The organism is Williamsia sp. M5A3_1d (genome assembly GCF_053345315.1).
Genome location: NZ_JBKEZX010000004.1, coordinates 501,447 through 519,018 on the forward strand (window position 1 = coordinate 501,447; position 17,572 = coordinate 519,018).

At 68.5% G+C, this 17,572-nt stretch carries 16 protein-coding genes; 10 read left to right on the forward strand and 6 right to left on the reverse strand.

What is annotated here, in order from left to right; translation table 11 throughout:
* Window positions 1-3 precede the first annotated feature (3 nt).
* The 4 genes from ACLBW1_RS19260 (at window position 4) to ACLBW1_RS19275 (ending at window position 3,192) form a co-directional block, all read left to right on the forward strand.
* Window positions 4-684, forward strand: a complete 681-nt coding sequence (locus tag ACLBW1_RS19260) for a DUF3090 domain-containing protein (protein WP_447813390.1) — start codon at window positions 4-6, stop codon at window positions 682-684.
* Window positions 684-1,523 carry an SCO1664 family protein gene (locus ACLBW1_RS19265; protein WP_447813391.1) on the forward strand — a complete coding sequence of 280 codons (840 nt, stop codon included), beginning with the start codon at window positions 684-686 and terminating at the stop codon, window positions 1,521-1,523. The genes ACLBW1_RS19260 and ACLBW1_RS19265 overlap by 1 nt, the downstream gene beginning before the upstream one ends.
* A gap of 68 nt (window positions 1,524-1,591) precedes the next feature.
* Complete coding sequence (gene mshC, locus ACLBW1_RS19270) at window positions 1,592-2,836, forward strand: cysteine--1-D-myo-inosityl 2-amino-2-deoxy-alpha-D-glucopyranoside ligase (protein WP_447813392.1); 1,245 nt, start codon at window positions 1,592-1,594, stop codon at window positions 2,834-2,836.
* Window positions 2,837-2,883: 47 nt separating this feature from the next.
* On the forward strand, window positions 2,884-3,192 hold the full coding sequence (locus tag ACLBW1_RS19275; protein ID WP_447813393.1) for a hypothetical protein: 309 nt from the start codon (window positions 2,884-2,886) through the stop codon (window positions 3,190-3,192).
* A gap of 28 nt (window positions 3,193-3,220) precedes the next feature.
* Here ACLBW1_RS19275 and ACLBW1_RS19280 read toward each other — a convergent pair whose 3' ends face one another.
* The 4 genes from ACLBW1_RS19280 to ACLBW1_RS19295 all read right to left on the reverse strand — a co-directional run bounded on the left by ACLBW1_RS19280 (window position 3,221) and on the right by ACLBW1_RS19295 (window position 7,393).
* Complete coding sequence (locus ACLBW1_RS19280; protein ID WP_447813394.1) at window positions 3,221-3,568, reverse strand: Rieske (2Fe-2S) protein; 348 nt, start codon at window positions 3,566-3,568, stop codon at window positions 3,221-3,223.
* Window positions 3,565-6,069: a nitrite reductase large subunit NirB gene (gene nirB / locus ACLBW1_RS19285; protein ID WP_447813395.1), complete on the reverse strand. Its 2,505-nt coding sequence runs from the start codon at window positions 6,067-6,069 to the stop codon at window positions 3,565-3,567. Before nirB ends, ACLBW1_RS19280 begins: the two co-directional genes overlap by 4 nt.
* A complete protein-coding gene (locus ACLBW1_RS19290; protein WP_447813396.1) occupies window positions 6,069-6,416 on the reverse strand; it encodes a molybdopterin oxidoreductase in 348 nt (115 codons plus the stop codon). Before ACLBW1_RS19290 ends, nirB begins: the two co-directional genes overlap by 1 nt.
* A gap of 98 nt (window positions 6,417-6,514) precedes the next feature.
* Window positions 6,515-7,393 (reverse strand): PAC2 family protein, encoded by an 879-nt coding sequence (locus ACLBW1_RS19295; RefSeq protein WP_447813397.1) that lies wholly within the window; start codon window positions 7,391-7,393, stop codon window positions 6,515-6,517.
* A gap of 51 nt (window positions 7,394-7,444) precedes the next feature.
* Between ACLBW1_RS19295 and metH the strand changes: the two genes are divergently transcribed.
* From metH to hisG, 4 genes are read left to right on the forward strand one after another with little or no spacing between them, the layout of a single operon-like run.
* Entirely contained in the window at window positions 7,445-11,053 is a 3,609-nt protein-coding gene (gene metH / locus ACLBW1_RS19300) for a methionine synthase (RefSeq protein ID WP_447813398.1), read from the forward strand.
* A gap of 40 nt (window positions 11,054-11,093) precedes the next feature.
* A complete protein-coding gene (locus ACLBW1_RS19305) occupies window positions 11,094-11,756 on the forward strand; it encodes an HAD family hydrolase (protein ID WP_447813631.1) in 663 nt (220 codons plus the stop codon).
* 6 nt (window positions 11,757-11,762) lie between these two features.
* Entirely contained in the window at window positions 11,763-12,026 is a 264-nt protein-coding gene (locus tag ACLBW1_RS19310) for a phosphoribosyl-ATP diphosphatase (protein ID WP_447813399.1), read from the forward strand.
* 55 nt (window positions 12,027-12,081) lie between these two features.
* A complete protein-coding gene (gene hisG, locus ACLBW1_RS19315) occupies window positions 12,082-12,927 on the forward strand; it encodes an ATP phosphoribosyltransferase (RefSeq protein WP_447813400.1) in 846 nt (281 codons plus the stop codon).
* Between the two features lie 6 nt (window positions 12,928-12,933).
* On the opposite strand, the gene ACLBW1_RS19320 is transcribed toward hisG, so the two are convergent.
* Both ACLBW1_RS19320 and ACLBW1_RS19325 read right to left on the reverse strand, forming a co-directional pair.
* Window positions 12,934-13,788 carry a thioesterase family protein gene (locus ACLBW1_RS19320; protein WP_447813401.1) on the reverse strand — a complete coding sequence of 285 codons (855 nt, stop codon included), beginning with the start codon at window positions 13,786-13,788 and terminating at the stop codon, window positions 12,934-12,936.
* Entirely contained in the window at window positions 13,785-14,639 is an 855-nt protein-coding gene (locus tag ACLBW1_RS19325; RefSeq protein ID WP_447813632.1) for a RecB family exonuclease, read from the reverse strand. Before ACLBW1_RS19325 ends, ACLBW1_RS19320 begins: the two co-directional genes overlap by 4 nt.
* Before the next feature lie 112 nt (window positions 14,640-14,751).
* On the opposite strand from ACLBW1_RS19325, the gene ACLBW1_RS19330 reads away from it, so the two are divergent.
* Together ACLBW1_RS19330 and arc are read left to right on the forward strand one after the other, a co-directional pair.
* Window positions 14,752-15,645 (forward strand): tRNA (adenine-N1)-methyltransferase, encoded by an 894-nt coding sequence (locus ACLBW1_RS19330; RefSeq protein WP_447813402.1) that lies wholly within the window; start codon window positions 14,752-14,754, stop codon window positions 15,643-15,645.
* A 143-nt stretch (window positions 15,646-15,788) separates the two neighbouring features.
* Window positions 15,789-17,555: a proteasome ATPase gene (gene arc, locus ACLBW1_RS19335; RefSeq protein ID WP_447813403.1), complete on the forward strand. Its 1,767-nt coding sequence runs from the start codon at window positions 15,789-15,791 to the stop codon at window positions 17,553-17,555.
* Window positions 17,556-17,572: the final 17 nt, after the last annotated feature.

The following is a 17,572-nucleotide window of genomic DNA, read 5'->3' on the forward strand; positions in this document are numbered from 1 at the left end:
GCCATGCCCAGAGCGATACACGTCTTCCGTAGCCCGGACCGTTTCGTGGCCGGGACCGTCGGCGTGCCCGGCGACCGGACGTTCTATCTGCAGGCCACCCACGAGGCACGCGTGGTGAGCGTCATGTTGGAGAAGCAGCAGGTGCAGATCCTCGCCGACCGCATCGGTGCCCTGCTCGAGGAGATCAACCGGCGTTTCGGCACCCCGCTCCCACCGGAGTCCGATCACATCGCCGACCTCAGCCCACTGATCATGCCGGTCGACGCCGAGTTCCGGGTGGGCACGATGGGCCTGGGGTGGGACGCCGAGTCCGAGGCCGTCGTCGTCGAACTCCTCGCCATCACCGAGGGCGAGTTCGACGAGAGTGTCGTGCTCGACGACACCGACGAGGGTCCCGACGCGGTGCGCGTGTTCCTCAGCACTGCGGCCGCACGTGAGTTCGCGGCGCGTTCGACCCGCGTCATCTCGGCCGGTCGTGAGCCGTGCCCGTTGTGCGGTCTACCGCTCGACCCGACGGGTCACATGTGCGTGCGCACCAACGGTTACAAGCGCGACATCACCTTCGACAAGTCGCTCGACTTCGTCGACCCCGACGTGTTCGACGACCCGGACCTGCGCGCGGCCCTCGAGGACGATGACGACGAGGACGGCGGGGACGACGCCACCGACGGGCCGTCTCGCTGATGCCGCCCACCGTGGCGGAATCGGGGGCCTCACCCGACGTCGCAGAGATCCTGCGCACGGGCGAGATGGAGTTGATCGGGCAGATCCGCGGAGCGAGCAACGCCACCCTGGTGTGCGAGGCGAGCCTCGGCGACGACACCGTGCGATGCGTCTACAAGCCCGTACGCGGTGAGCAGCCGTTGTGGGATTTCCCCGACGGAACCCTCGCGGGACGTGAGATCGCCTCGTATCGCATCTCCGACGCGCTGGGGTGGTCGGTGATCCCGACGACGGTGCTCCGCGACGGTCAGTTCGGCCCCGGGATGGTCCAGCGCTGGATCGACACCCCCGAGCCCACCGACACCGTCCCCGAACACCTCGATCTCGTCGACCTGTGCCCGACGGCGATGGTGCCGGAGAACTTCCGCCGCGTCATCGACGCCTACGACGCCCGCGGCGACGAGGTCACGCTCGTCCACGCCGACGACCCGCGGCTGCAGCGGATGGCCGTCCTCGACGTCGTCATCAACAACGCCGACCGCAAGGGCGGGCACGTCCTCGAGGGTCTCGACGGGCAGGTCTACGGCGTCGATCACGGCATCTGCCTGCACTCGGAGGACAAGCTGCGCACGGTGCTGTGGGGGTGGGCCGGTGAGCCGGTGCCCGCACACCTCGTCGCCGACATCGAGGAGCTCCTCGTGGAGCTCACCACCGCGGGTTCGGATCTGGCACGCGACCTGCCCACGCTCATCACCCCGACCGAGGTGGCCGCCCTCACCCTGCGCGTCCGCGATCTCCTCGACCGTCCGGTGATGCCCAGCGCCGACCGGTCACGCCCGATTCCCTGGCCCGCGTTCTAGACGAGCGGCCCGCGGCCCGTCGGTGGGTGCCCCGACGGCCGGTGACGGCTCGCCCATAGGGTGGAGCGATGCAGTCGTGGTCAGACATCGAGGTACGTCCGCTTCCCGGGCAGGGCCCGCAGCTCCGGCTCTACGACACCTCCGATCGGCAGGTCAGACCGGTCACGCCCGGCGCCGAGGCGACGATGTACGTCTGCGGCATCACCCCGTACGACGCGACGCACCTCGGTCACGCCGCCACGTACCTCACCTTCGATCTCGTCAACCGGATCTGGCGCGACCTCGGCCACGAGGTGCACTACGTGCAGAACGTGACCGACGTCGACGACCCCCTGTTCGAGCGGGCCGACCGCGACGGGGAGGACTGGCGCGATCTCGGTGCCCGCGAGACGCAGCTCTTCCGCGACGACATGACCGCGCTACGGGTGTTGCCGCCGCGGCACTACATCGGCGCGGTGGAGTCGATCGACGAGGTCGTCGAGGTCGTCGACAAGCTGTTGGCCTCGGGCGCGGCATACATCGTCGACGACGAGCAGTACCCCGACATCTACTTCCGCACCGATGCGACACCGCAGTTCGGCTACGAGTCGAACTACGACCACGCCACCATGTCCGAGTTCTTCGCCGAACGCGGCGGGGACCCGCAGCGGCCGGGCAAACGTGACCCCCTCGACGCTCTCATCTGGCGCGCGGCCCGCGAGGGCGAACCGTCGTGGCCCTCACCGCACGGGCCGGGTCGACCGGGATGGCACATCGAGTGCGCCGCCATCGCGCTGAACCGGCTCGGGTCCCCGATCGACGTGCAGGGCGGCGGCAGCGACCTCATCTTCCCGCATCACGAGTTCTCCGCGGCCCACGCCGAGGCGCTCACCGGCGAGCGACGGTTCGCCCGCCACTACGTGCACACCGGCATGGTGGGGCTCGACGGCGAGAAGATGTCGAAGAGCCGCGGCAACCTCGTGTTCGTCTCGAAACTCCGTGCCGCCGACGTCGACCCGAACGCGATCCGTGTCGGCCTGCTCGCCGATCACTACCGGACCGACCGCATGTGGTCCGATGACGCTCTCGCGACGGCGCACACCCGGTTGGCGTCGTGGCGCGACGCGGTGTCACGACCCACCGGACCCGACGCCACCGACACCGTCGCCCGGGTGCGTCAGCACCTCGCCGACGACCTCGACACCCCGAAAGCGCTTGCCGCGCTCGACGCGTGGGCAGCGGACGCGGTGCGCGGTCTCGGGTCGTCGACCACCGCCGGCGCCGACGTCGAGCACGCACTCGACACGCTGCTCGGTGTGGCGCTGCGTCGCTGACGCCGTACGCCGTCACGGGCCTGGGTGCGCTGGGTAGAGTCCTGCACGTGGCCCATCTGGAAGAGATCGACCCCGACACCACCACCGGCGTGTGGACCGTCGTCACCCGGACCTCGACCTACCTGCTCGACTTCTCCGAGATGACGTTGCTGCGCGCACCCGGGGTCGGCGGGTCGGCCGACGACTCCTGGGCCGTGAGCCAGTTGCGCCGCGATTCCGAGGACATCCCGCTACTCGGCGTGAAGTCATGTCGCATAGGCGAATCGGCTCAGTTCTGGGTGCGTGCGGCCGACGATCCCGATGTGCGCACCTGGCGCATCACCACCCCCGTCGTGTCGATCGAACGCATCAGCTGACGCTGCTGCGCTCCCCGGCGGCCTCCCGTCAGAGCGCCACCTCGACGACGTCGCCGACCACCCGCGCGGGATAGACCGGCAACACCCCGATCGACGGGTCCGAACACGTGCCGTCGGCGAACGCGTAGCTGTACTGGTGCAGCGGACACATCACTTTCGTGCCGTCGACCTGTCCGTCGGCGATGGGTCCACCGCGGTGTGGGCACACCGCGCCGGTCGCCCGCACCTCGTCGGGTCCGACACGGAACACCGCGATCTGCACGCCGTCGATCGCGTAGGCCCGACCTTCTCCGTGGGTGAGGTCGGAGATCGGTCCGACCGCCACGAACGTTGCCGGGCTGCGGGTCTCGACCACGTCGCCGGTGTCGGAGGTCATCGGACGGGGACCCGGGGGAGCGGGAGCAGCGGCAGCGCGGAGGTGAACTGCGCGGGCGATCGTGGCTCGGTGCGGTCCTGCCACGGGTCGCGGTAGCCGGCCACACTCTCCTCGATACGTGCCTGCAGGCCGTCGACGATGCCGTCTCGGTCGTCGACGAGGACCGCCCGCAGTTCGTCGATGCCGACTCGCGGCACCCACGCGTAGGTGCGTTCGAGCCACCTGGCGTGCTCGCGGTAGTGCTGGATGAAGATGCCGCACAACCGCACCACCTCCTCGGACGAGTCGACCGTCGCAAGCAGGTCGCCTTTGCGGATGTGGGCACCCGCCGCGCCGCCCACGTAGATCTCCCACCGATCCGACGCCGCGCCCGCCGCGCCGACGGCCACCGCGCCGACGTCCTTACACAGGGCCTCGGCACAGTTGCGCGGGCAGCCGGTGACGGCGAGTTTCAGCTTCGCGGGTGTCTCGAGGCCCTGGAACCGCGTCTCGATGGCGATGCCGAGTGCGGTCGAGTCGCCCAACCCGAACCGGCAGTATTCGGTGCCCACACATGTCTTCACGGTGCGGAAGCTCTTGCCGTAGGCGAAACCCGACGGCATGTCGAGGTCGCCCCACACCTGCGGGAGATCCTCCTTGCGCACGCCGAGAAGGTCGATGCGCTGGCCGCCGGTGATCTTCACCATCGGGATCGCGTACTTGTCGGCGACATCGGCGATACGCCGCAGCTGATCCGGCGTGGTCACCCCTCCCTTGATCTGTGGCACCACCGAGAAGGTGCCGTCGCGTTGGATGTTCGCGTGCACCCGGTCGTTGATGTAGAGCGCGCCACGTTCGTCGGTCCAGTCGGGACCCCACACCATCCGCAGCAGCGATGCCAACGGCATCTTGGCCGCCGCGTCCTCACCGTTCGGGGCCAGCTTCTCGAACATCTCCGACACCGACCTGATGTCGCTCGCCCGGATCGCACCCAGCAGTTCGGGTTTGGTCATCGGGATACACGGCACGTACCAGTTCGCCGACACGTCCTCGGCGAGGTCGCCGCCCGCGGCGTGGGCGACGATGTCGGCGACGAGACCCTTGCAGGATCCGCAGCCCTTGCCGGCCCGGGTGGCCGCCACCACCTCCCCGACGGTGCGCGCCCCGCCCTGCACGCACGACACGATGGCACCCTTGGTGACCCCGTTGCAGTTGCACACCGCGGTGTCGTCGGCGAGTTCGGCCGCGCCGACCGCGGCCGACGGGGTTCCCATGTCGAACAGCATGCTGATGCGTTCGGCGGGCAGCGCGACCTTGTCGTCGAAGGCCTGCGTGAGGAAATTCGCCTTGCTGATGTCGCCGAGCAGCATCGCGCCGATGAGTTTGTCGTCGCGGACCACCACCGACTTGTAGGTGCCGCTGCGTGGTTCGTAGAACTGGACGAACTCGTCGTCGTCGCGCTCGGGCCCCTTGACCCCCATCGCGGCGACGTCGACACCGGCGACCTTGAGCTTCGTGGTGAGACGCGAACCGTGGTACGCCGCAGCCGGATCGGCGCCGGTGAGGACGTCGGCGAGCACCACGGCCTGTTCCCACAGCGGGGCGACCAACCCGTAGACCTCACCGCGGTGCTGCGCGCACTCGCCGACTGCATAGAGGAAACCCTCGTCCTCGCAACGCATCTGGTCGTCGACCACGATGCCGCGCTCGATCACCAGACCGGCACGACGCGCCAACTCGACGTTGGGTCGGATCCCTGCGGTGACCACCACCATGTCCGCCGGCAGGCTCGACCCGTCGGCGAACGCGACACCGGTCACCGTTCCCGTGTCGTCACGCAGGACCGAGGTGGTGCGACGGGAGGTGTGCACCCCGACTCCCAGCGCCTCGATCTTCGTCCGCAGCACCCGTCCGCCGCGCTCGTCGAGCTGTTGGTTCATGAGGTGGCCGGGGGAGTGCACCACCTCGACGGCCACACCCTGCGTCTGCAGGCCGTACGCGGCCTCCAGTCCGAGCAGGCCGCCACCGATGACGACCGCACGCACCCTGCCCTCGGCCCCACCGGTCTCGGCCATCTGCAACATCCCGTTGGTGTCGGCGATGGTGCGGAACCCGAAGACGCCGCGCGCGAGTCGGCCGTCGGACTCTCGCAGCCCGTCCATGTTCGGGAAGAAGGTGGTGCTCCCGGTGGCGATGACGAGCAGATCGAAAGAGATCTCCCGACCGCTCTCGCAGGTCACCACCTTGCCGAAACGGTCGATGGAGACCGCACGGTCACCCGCGAACAGTTCGACACCGTTGTCGCGGTACCAGGCCATGGGGTTGAGCATCAGATCGTCGTCGTCGATGGAGTTCTCGCCGGCGAGCACGTGGGAGAGCATGATGCGGTTGTAGTTGCCGTAGGGCTCGTCGCCGATCATGGTGATCGTGAACTGATCGCCACCGCCGCGGGCCAGGATCTCCTCGACCGTGCGCGCACCCGCCATCCCGTTGCCGACCACCACGAGGCGGCGACGCGGCATCAAAAGACCACCCAACCGAAATCCACCACGATCGAGCCGCTGCACCCCTCGGGGGCCGCGAAGGTCAGCGCGAGCACCGAATCCGGGTCGACGTCCTGCACCACCCGCAACGGCACGTTGACCGATGCCCGCGCACCCATCGGGAACAGTCGCATCGGGGCGCCGTCGAGCGTCAGGGTCACGTAGACCAGCTCGTCGGAGCTGTTGCCGCCGCGAAAGTACAACGGCTGCGCGGTCATACCGGGCGGGACCACGTACGTGAGCGACGGGTCGAGAGGGGCGGGCGCGGTGAGTCCGGAACCGGTGAACCCGAACACCCCCTGCAGGAACATGGGAGTCGACGACATGAGCGTCAGTGTTCGTCGCCGGGATCAATGGACTTTTGCCGCGGTGTTACATCTCGATGCTCAGCTGTTCACCGCGCCGCTGCGGGACCGGTGAGCGCTCAGGCGCCGAACGACCCCGGTCCGCGTCGGCGGAGGTACTTCTCGAACTCCGCGGCGAGAGCGTCGCCGTCGATCTTCGACAGCGCGTCGTCGGTGCCGGCCTCGGCGTCGCCGCGCTCCTCTAGGCCGCGGACGTACTCGGCGATCTCCTCGTCGTCCTCGGTCATCTCGGTGACCGCCTGCTCCCACTCCTCGGCCTGGGCGGGCAGATCACCGAGCGGCACCTCGAGGTCGAGGACCTCCTCGACCTGACCGAGCAACGCCACGGTCGCCTTGGGATTGGGCGGTGTCGACACGTAGTGGGGGACAGCGGCCCAGAAGGACACCGCGGGGATGCCGGCGTTCACACACTGGTCCTGCAGCACACCGGTGATGCCCGTCGGGCCCTCATACCGACTCTCCTGCAGGTTGTAGGCCAACGCCGAATCGGTGCTGTAGGCCGTCCCGGTCACCGGCACGGGGCGGGTGTGGGGCGCGTCGGCGAGCAGCGCGCCGAGGATGACCATGGTCTGCACGTCGAGCGAGCGCGCGATGTCGAGGATCTCCGCGCAGAATCCACGCCAGCGCATGTTCGGTTCGATCCCGCGGAGCAGGACGACGTCGCGATCGGATCCGGGCGGGCTGCACCACGACACCGATGTGGCCGGCCACTCGATCCGTCGCGTGACACCGTCGACCTGCTTTACGATGGGACGGTTGACCTGGAAGTCGTAGTAGTCGTCGGAATCGATCTCGGCGAGGGGTTGCGCATCCCAGATGAGGGCCAGATGTTCCACCGCGCCACTGGCGGCGTCACCTGCATCGTTCCAGCCCTCGAACGCTGCGACGAGGATCGGTGACCGCAGTGTGGGGCGATGGCCGGACTTCTCAGCGTGCACCGAACCAGCCTACGACCGAACACCGATAGGGAGCGAACTACGCTGAGTACCATGTCTGCCACCACCGGAACCGGTTCGTACGACTCGGCGTTCCTCGACGCGATGGCCAAACGGGTCCTCGTGGGCGATGGGGCCATGGGCACCATGCTCCAGGCCGCCGATCTCAGCCTCGACGATTTCAACAATCTCGAGGGGTGCAACGAGATCCTCAACGACACCCGCCCCGAGGTGTTGGCCGGCATCCACCGCGCCTACTTCGAGGCCGGCGCCGACGCGGTCGAGACGAACACCTTCGGTTGCAACCTCTCCAACCTCGGCGACTACGACATCGCCGACCGCATCCGTGAGCTCGCCCGCAAGGGCGTCGCGATCGCCAAGGGTGTCGCCGACGAGATGGGCCCGTCCGATGACGGGACGCCGCGGTTCGTCCTCGGTTCGGTGGGCCCCGGCACCAAGCTGCCGTCGCTGGGCCACACGACCTTCGCGGTGATCCGCGACGCGTACCAGGAGTGCGCGCTGGGCATGCTGGAGGGCGGCGCAGACGCGATCCTCATCGAGACCTCGCAGGACCTGCTGCAGGTGAAGGCCGCGGTGCTGGCCGCCAAGCGTGCGATGGAGCAGCTCGGTCGGCGGATCCCGATCATCTCCCACGTCACGGTGGAGACCACCGGCACGATGCTGCTCGGGTCGGAGATCGGCGCGGCACTCGCGGCCATCGAGCCCTTGGGCGTCGACCTGATCGGGCTCAACTGCGCGACCGGCCCGGCCGAGATGAGCGAGCACCTGCGCTACCTGTCCAAGCACGCCCGGATCCCGGTGTCGGTGATGCCGAACGCCGGCCTGCCGCAGCTCGGCCCGTCCGGCGCCGAGTACCCGCTGCTGCCCGACGAGTTGGCCGAGGCGGTCAGCGGTTTCGTCTCCGACTACGGCCTGTCGTTCGTCGGCGGCTGCTGCGGCACCACCCCCGAGCACATCTCCCAGCTCGCCCAGGCCGTGCGCGGCACCACCAAGGGCACCCGCACCATCGAGCACGAGTCGGAGGTGTCCTCGCTCTACGCCTCCGTGCCGTTCGAGCAGGAGAACAGCTTCATGATGGTCGGGGAGCGGACCAACTCCAACGGTTCCAAGGCGTTCCGTGAGGCGATGCTCTCCGGCGACTACCAGAAGTGCCTCGACATCGCGAAGGACCAGACCCGCGACGGCGCGCACATGCTCGACCTCAACGTCGACTACGTCGGCCGCAACGGCGCCGACGACATGACCGCCCTGGCCACGCGCCTGGCGACCTCGTCGACGCTCCCGATCATGCTCGACTCCACCGAGCCCGCGGTCCTCAAGGCCGGACTCGAGGCGCTCGGCGGCCGCTGCGCGGTGAACTCGGTGAACTACGAGGACGGCGACGGACCTGACTCGCGATTCACCAAGATCATGGAGCTCGCCGTCGAACACGGCGCCGCCGTGGTCGCGCTGACCATCGACGAGGAGGGCCAGGCGCGTACCGCCGACTGGAAGGTCAGCGTCGCCGAACGGCTCATCACCGACATCACCGAGAACTGGGGTCTGGGCGAGGAGGACATCATCATCGATGCCCTCACGTTCCCGGTCTCCACCGGTCAGGAGGAGACCCGCAAGGACGGCATCGAGACCATCGAGGCGATCCGGCGGATCCACGAGGCGCACCCGGCGGTCCACTTCACCCTCGGCATCTCGAACATCTCGTTCGGCCTCAACCCCGCCGCCCGCCAGGTGCTCAACTCGGTGTTCCTGCACGAGTGCGCCCAGGTGGGGCTCGACACCGCGATCGTCCACGCCTCGAAGATCCTGCCGATGGCGCGCATCCCCGACGAGCAGCGCGAGGTCGCCCTCGACCTCGTCTACGACCGCCGCGGTGTCGACGGTGTCCGTAGCGAGGGCAACCCCGATTACGACCCGCTGCAGACGTTGATGGGTCTGTTCGAGGGTGTGTCGGCGGCGTCGGCACGCGAGAGTCGCGCCGAGGAGATGGCCAAGCTGCCGCTGTTCGAGCGTCTCGAGCGGCGCATCGTCGACGGTGAACGCAACGGTCTCGAGTCCGATCTCGACGACGCGATGAAAGAGGTCCCGCCGCTCAAGATCATCAACGAGACGCTGCTCGCGGGCATGAAGACCGTCGGCGAGCTGTTCGGCTCGGGGCAGATGCAGCTGCCGTTCGTGCTGCAGTCGGCCGAGGTCATGAAGATGTCGGTCGCGCACCTCGAGCCGCACATGGAGGCGACCGGCGAGGACGGCAAGGGTCGCATCGTGCTGGCCACGGTGAAGGGCGACGTCCACGACATCGGCAAGAACCTCGTCGACATCATCTTGAGCAACAACGGCTACGAGGTCGTCAACATCGGCATCAAGCAGCCGATCACGACGATCATCGAGGTGGCCGAGGACAAGCGTGCCGACGTGATCGGCATGTCGGGCCTGCTGGTGAAGTCGACCGTGGTGATGAAGGAGAACCTGCAGGAGATCAACTCCCGCGGGCTGGCCGAGAACTTCCCGGTGCTCCTCGGCGGTGCCGCGCTCACCCGCGGCTACGTCGAGAACGATCTGTCGGAGACCTACGAGGGCGACGTGTACTACGCACGTGACGCGTTCGAGGGTCTGCGTCTGATGGACGACATCATGTCGGCCAAGCGCGGCGGTGGCTCGACCCAGGATCCCGAGGCGAAGGCCGCGGCCGAGGCGAAGACCGCCGAACGCAAGGCCCGACACGAGAAGTCGGCCCGGATCGCGGCCAAGCGCAAGGCCGAGCAGGCCCCCGTCGAGGTGCCGGCTCGCTCGGACGTGGCCGCCGACAACGAGATCCCGACACCGCCGTTCTGGGGGTCGCGGATCGTCAAAGGCATCCCGATCGCCGACTACCGCGGCCTGCTCGACGAGCGCGCGTTGTTCCTCGGGCAGTGGGGTCTGCGCGGGACCCGCAGCGGCGACGGTCCCAGCTACGAGGAGCTCGTCGAGACCGAGGGGCGTCCGCGTTTCCGCGAATGGATCGCCCGTCTGTCGACGGAGAACATCCTGCAGCACGCCGCGGTGGTCTACGGCTACTTCCCGGCGGTCAGCGAGGGCGACACCGTCCACGTGCTCACCGAGCCGCGACCCGACGCCGACATCCGGTTCAGCTTCGAGTTCCCGCGTCAGCAGCGCAGTCGGTTCCTGTGCATCGCCGACTTCATCGCCTCGAAGGAACGGGCCACCGAGCTCGGTCAGGTCGACGTGCTGCCGTTCCAGCTCGTCACGATGGGTCAGCCCATCGCCGATTTCGCGAACGAGTTGTTCGCGAAGGACTCCTACCGCGACTACCTCGAGGTGCACGGGATCGGTGTGCAGCTCACCGAGGCGCTCGCCGAGTACTGGCACCAGCGCGTCCGGTCGGAGCTCACCTTCGGAGACCAGTCGGTCGCGAGCGACGACCCCGATTCGCCGCAGGGCTTCTTCGATCTCGAATACCGCGGTGCGCGGTACTCGTTCGGCTACGGCGCCTGCCCCGACCTCGAGGACCGCGCGAAGATGATCGAGCTGCTCGAGCCCGGCCGCATCGGGGTCGAGCTGAGCGAGGAGCTGCAGCTGCATCCCGAGCAGTCGACCGACGCGTTCGTCCTGCACCACCCCGAGGCCAAGTATTTCAACGTCTGACGTGGCATCGACGGCCCTACCGCGGGCGGTTCTCTGGGATATGGACGGGACGCTGCTGGATTCCGAGAAGCTGTGGGATGTGGCGATGGCCGAGCTCGCGGTGCGGCTCGGAGCGGTGATGACCGTGGAGTTGCGTCAGTCGACGCTGGGCAACTCCATGGTCGGCGCCATGACGAAACTGTTCGACGCCGCCGGTGTGCCCGAGGCGGAGCGTGACCTCGACACCCAGGCGCACTGGTTGCGCGGGCGGGTCGCGGAGCTGTTCGCCGACGGCATCCCGTGGCGGCCGGGAGCCGACGAGGCGTTGACGACGATCGCGGCCGCGGGGATCCCGATGGTGTTGGTGACCAACACCGAACGCGACCTCACCGAGCGGGCGCTGCCGACCATCGGCAAGCACCGGTTCGCGCACACCCTGTGTGGCGACGAGGTGGCCGAGGGCAAACCCGCACCCGACATCTACCTCGCCGCGGCGCGCGCGGCCGGGGTGTCACCCGCGGACTGTCTGGCCATCGAGGACTCACCGACCGGTGCCGCGGCCGCCGGCGCGGCGGGGTGCCCGACCCTGGTGGTGCCGTCCGACGCCGACGTGCCGCAGGCACCTGGTCGGACGTTCCGGACGAGTCTCGTGGGACTCGACGAGACCGCGGTGTCCGACGCGTGGCGTCGCGGGCGGGCCGCCCACGCGGCCGTGGGAGACTGATCTCCCGTGAAGACCTTCGACGACCTCTTTGCCGAGCTCACCGAGCGTGCAGCGACCCGACCGGAGGGCAGCGGCACGGTCGCCGCACTCGACGCCGGCGTCCACACCCTCGGTAAGAAGATCATCGAGGAGGCCGGCGAGGTGTGGCTGGCCGCCGAGCACGAGTCCGACGAGTCGCTGGGCGAGGAGATATCCCAGTTGCTCTACTGGCTGCAGGTGATGATGATCAAACGTGGTCTCACCCCGGACGACGTGTACCGGTACCTGTAGACCCGCACCCACGACAGACGGACATCTCACGTCCCTCACGAAGGAAACCGATCACATGCTGCGCGTTGCCGTGCCGAACAAGGGTGCGCTGTCGGAGTCGGCCGCGGCCATGCTCGCCGAGGCGGGCTACCGCCGACGCACCGACGCCAAGGACCTGACCGTCCTCGACTCCGCGAACGACGTCGAGTTCTTCTTTTTGCGTCCCAAGGACATCGCCATCTACGTCGGTTCGGGGGAACTCGATCTCGGCATCACCGGGCGTGATCTCGCCTGGGATTCGCAGGCTCCCGTCACCGAGAGCCTGTCGCTGGGGTTCGGCGCGTCGACGTTCCGCTATGCCGGTCCCGTGGACACCGACATGACCGAGGCCGACCTGTCGGGTCGCCGGATCGCGACGTCGTTCGCCAACATCGTGCGCGCCGACCTCGACCGCCGCGGCATCACCGCCGAGATCATCCGGCTCGACGGTGCCGTCGAGATCTCCATCCAGCTGGGCCTCGCCGATGCCATCGCCGACGTCGTCGGCTCCGGACGCACACTGCGCCAACACAATCTGAAGGCGTTCGGCGAGGTGATGTGCCAGTCGGAGGCCGTGCTCATCCACGGCGCCGACGTCGCGCCGTCCCGCGCCGCCGAACAGCTCATCAAACGCGTCGAGGGCGTGGTGGTGGGTCAGCAGTACGTGATGATGGACTACGACTGCCGCAAAGATCTCCTCGACGCCGCGGTCGCGATCACCCCGGGGCTCGAATCGCCCACCGTCGCACCGATGGCCGACGACAACTGGGTCGCCGTGCGCGCCATGGTCCCGCGGGCCGGGCACCAGTCGGTGATGGACGATCTCTCGGCCATGGGCGCCAAGGCCATCCTGGCCAGCGACATCCGTTCCTGCCGCTTCTGAGCGGGGTCAGCCGGCGCGGGTGATGAGGATCGTCTGACTCGACCGACCCAGTGAGCCCTCGTCGTCGAACAGATCGGCGGCGGTGTAGCCGAATCCGTGTGCCCCGCCGACCATCGCGGCGTCGATGCCGGTCCAGTCGCCGGTCGGCGTCCGGCGTAGATGGATGGTGGTGTCGGTGTTCATCCACGTCCATTCCGTCGGCGAGAGCACCGAGCCCAGACCGTTCGCCACGTCGACCATGCAGCAGGTGCGCACCAGGGGTGTGGCGGTCTCCCCGGCGACGATGTCGACGGTGGGCCGCAGCCAGGCGAGCCGCGGCCGATCCGGGTCGGTCGACGCGCGGAAGTCGACCGTCGAGATGAAACCCGATGCACCCCAACCGGCGTCGAGCCACGGCGGCAGACCACCGACGGTGTCGTCGGTGGCGGTCGGCACCGGGGGGTTCTCGACGGGCGCGGTGACCGCGGCGGTGTCGGAGGTGGCGATGAACCACGCGGTGGCGCGCGCAGCGGTCCGGAACCCACCGGAGTCGGTGCGCACGTCGAGTTCGGCCTGCACCTGGGCGATCTGCCTGCCCGGGCGGATGACCTGCGCACGGACCCGGTTCTCCGACAGCCCGATGGCACCGAGGATGTCGATCGTCACCCGCGACATCGCCAGGTGCCCCGGCAACTCCAGGTTCTCGATGGCGCGGACCATGAGCGCCGACGGCGGGCCGCCGTGCTGGATGGTGTCGGTCCACACGCTCACCGAGTCGGCCGTGGGCATGAGGTGTTCCCAGCCGTCGTCCGCGCCGAGCGGCACGTAGTAGCCGCGCGGCTCGGCCGCCGTCGGAGGGGTCCCTGCGGTCGAGGCGGTCATGAGGCGAGGTGGTCGGCGACGGTGTCCTGGGCCGGCGCGCCGGGCCAGCCGGGGTACGGCGGGATCTCGCCGCCGAACTCGGGGCAGCGGACCTTGTGGTCGCACCAGGCGCACATCCGCGATCTCTTCGGGCGGAAGTCCCCCGTGACACCGGCGGCGAGGATCGCCTGCCAGATCGCGGTGAGGGTACCGGCGAAGCGCTCGAGTTCCTCGGCGTCGGGGGTGTACCGCAGTTCCTGACCGTCGGAGAGGTACATCAACTGCAGACGCGCGGGGACGACGCCGCGGAGTCGCATGACGGCCAAGGCGTAGAACTTCATCTGGAACAGAGCCCGGGCCTCGAACATCTCGCCGGGGGAGCGGCCGGTCTTGTAGTCGACGACGCGGACCTCCCCGGTCGGGGCGACGTCGATGCGGTCGACGAACCCGCGCAGGGCGACGTCGTCGGCGAGGTCGATCTCGATGCGCATCTCGCACGCCTGCGCGTCGAACGCGGTCGGATCCTCCATCGTGTAGTAGGTGGCGATGAGTCGATGGGCCTCGGCGAGGAAGGCCGGGACCTCCGACTCGGCCACCAGGGACCGCAGGCCGGGATCCTTCTCGCAGAGCACATCCCATGCGGCGTCGACCAGGACGTCGGCGGTGTCGACGGTGCGCAACGGCGCGGGGAGGTCGAAGAGGTTCTCCAACGCCGAGTGCACCACGGTGCCGCGGACCTGCGCTGTCGTCGACGCCTCGGGGAAACGGTCGATCGCGCGATAGCGGTACAGCAGCGGGCACTGTTTGAAGTCGGCCGCGCGCGAGGGGGACAGGGCCGGTCGGCGTGGTCCCTCGGGGACGGGGTCGACCAACGGTGCGGGGTCTGTCCCTGCGAGGTCGGCCCCTGCGAGGTCGAGGCCTGCGGGGTTGTCGCCGGTGGGGTTGAGATCTGACGCCGTGCTCACACCTGGCAGGGTATGCCTGATGTACGACACAGCCGCGCAGGACGCCACCGGCGACCCGATCGCGGCCGCCTCGGCGTTCACCGTCGGCGACCGCGTCCAACTGACCGACACCAAGGGCCGCAAGTTCACCGTCCACCTCGAGGCGGGGGGCAGTTTCCACACCCACCAGGGCGCGATCGCACACGACGACCTGATCGGTACGGACGAGGGCACCATCGTCTCGTCGACCCGCGGCGCCCAGTACCTCGCGCTGCGGCCGCTGCTCACCGACTACGTGTTGTCGATGCCGCGCGGGGCGCAGGTCATCTACCCGAAGGACGCCGCGCAGATCGTCACCGAGGGGGACATCTATCCGGGCAGCGTGGTGCTCGAGGCCGGTGCCGGATCGGGCGCGCTGACGTGTTCACTGCTTCGTGCGGTCGGCCCCCAGGGACGGGTGCTGTCCTACGAGGTGCGCGAGGACCACGCCGAACACGCGGTGCGCAACGTGGAGACCTTCTTCGGCGAGCGGCCGGCGAACTGGGAACTCACCGTCGCCGACATCGTCGACTTCGCCGCCACCGCGAACGCCGCGGCATCGGTCGACCGCGTGATCCTCGACATGCTCGCGCCGTGGGAGACCCTCGACGCCGTGGCGTCGGTGTTGCGACCCGGCGGCGTGCTCGTGGTTTATGTGGCGACCGTCACACAGCTCTCCCGGGTCGTCGAGGCCCTGCGTGAGCAGCAGTGTTGGACCGAACCGCGGTCGTGGGAGACCATGCTGCGCGAATGGAACGTGGTGGGCCTCGCCGTCCGCCCGTCGCACAAGATGCAAGGTCACACCGCTTTTCTGGTGACCGCCCGACGTCTCGCACCGGGCACGGTCACCCTGCGGCCGCAGCGGCGCTCCAACAAGGGTTCCGACGACCGCTGACCGACCGGGCGGGCGCCCGCGTCATCCCAGCTGACGAGACGGCGCCACCGAACGTCGTGGCGTGCGGGGCACGTCGTCCCGCACGCCGGTAGCGTGGGGGAACGGTGAAACCGATGGTGTTCCGCCGGGGAGAGGAGTCAGCAATGACCGAATCCGATCGCCACGACCCCACCGGCGCGCAGAAATCGACCGCGCGCTCGGCAGGCTCAGGCAACGTCCCCATGCCCGATACCGGGAACCGAGGTGTCGATCTCGGGCCGGACTCCACCGGCACCGACCCGCAGACCCGGATCGAGACGCTCACCGCGCGCAACGCGAAGCTCCTCGACACCCTCAAGGACGCCCGCCAGCAACTGCTCGCGCTGCGCGAGGAGGTCGACCGCCTCGGCCAGCCGCCGAGCGGGTACGGCGTGCTGCTCGACACCTACGAGGACTCCACGGTCGACGTGTTCACCTCGGGCCGCAAGATGCGTCTCACGATCTCCCCGAACATCGAGGTCGAGACGCTCAAGCGTGGTCAGACGCTGCGCCTGAACGAGGCCCTCACGATCGTCGAGGCCCTCGCGTTCGACTCCGTCGGTGAGATCAGCACGTTGCGCGAGGTCCTCGGCACCGGTGACCGGGCACTCGTGGTGGGTCACGCCGACGAGGAGCGCGTCGTGTGGCTTGCCGAACCCCTCATGGGCGAGGTCGACGGCGAGGACGGCCACCGCCGCAAGCTCCGTCCGGGCGACTCGCTGCTCGTCGACACCAAGGCCGGATTCGCGTTCGAGCGGGTCCCCAAGGCCGAGGTCGAGGACCTCGTGCTCGAGGAGGTGCCCGACGTCGGCTACGAGGACATCGGTGGTCTCGGACGCCAGATCGAGCAGATCCGCGACGCCGTGGAGCTGCCGTTCCTGCACAAGGACCTGTTCCGCGACTACGACCTGCGCCCGCCGAAGGGCGTCCTGCTGTACGGCCCTCCCGGCTGCGGCAAGACGCTCATCGCCAAGGCCGTCGCCAACTCGCTGGCCAAGAAGATCGCACTGGCCCGCGGCGACGACGCCCGCGAGGCCAAGTCGTACTTCCTCAACATCAAGGGCCCGGAGCTGCTCAACAAGTTCGTGGGTGAGACCGAGCGGCACATCCGCCTGATCTTCCAGCGTGCGCGTGAGAAGGCGTCCGAGGGCACACCGGTGATCGTGTTCTTCGACGAGATGGACTCGATCTTCCGCACCCGCGGATCGGGTGTCTCCTCCGACGTCGAGACCACCGTCGTGCCACAGCTGCTCAGCGAGATCGACGGTGTCGAGGGCCTCGAGAACGTGATCGTCATCGGTGCGTCGAACCGCGAGGACATGATCGACCCCGCGATCCTGCGGCCCGGCCGCCTCGACGTGAAGATCAAGATCGAGCGACCCGACGCCGAGTCCGCGATCGACATCTTCTCGAAGTACCTCGTCGACACACTGCCGATCCACGCCGACGACATCGAGGAGTTCGGTGGCGACCGTTCCGCGTGCATCGCGGCGATGATCGAACGCGTCGTGGAGAAGATGTACGCCGAGAACGACGACAACCGCTTCCTCGAGGTGACCTACGCCAACGGCGACAAGGAGGTCATGTACTTCAAGGACTTCAACTCCGGCGCGATGATCCAGAACGTCGTCGACCGGTCGAAGAAGTACGCGATCAAGTCGCAGCTCGAGACGGGCACACCGGGACTGCGGGTGCAGCACCTGTTCGACTCGATCCTCGACGAGTTCGCCGAGAACGAGGACCTGCCGAACACCACCAATCCCGATGACTGGGCACGGATCTCGGGCAAGAAGGGTGAGCGGATCGTCTACATCCGCACGTTGGTCACCGGCAAGAGCGCCGGCGCCAGCCGCGCGATCGACACCGAGACGAACACCGGCCAGTACCTGTAGGACACGCCGCAGCCTCT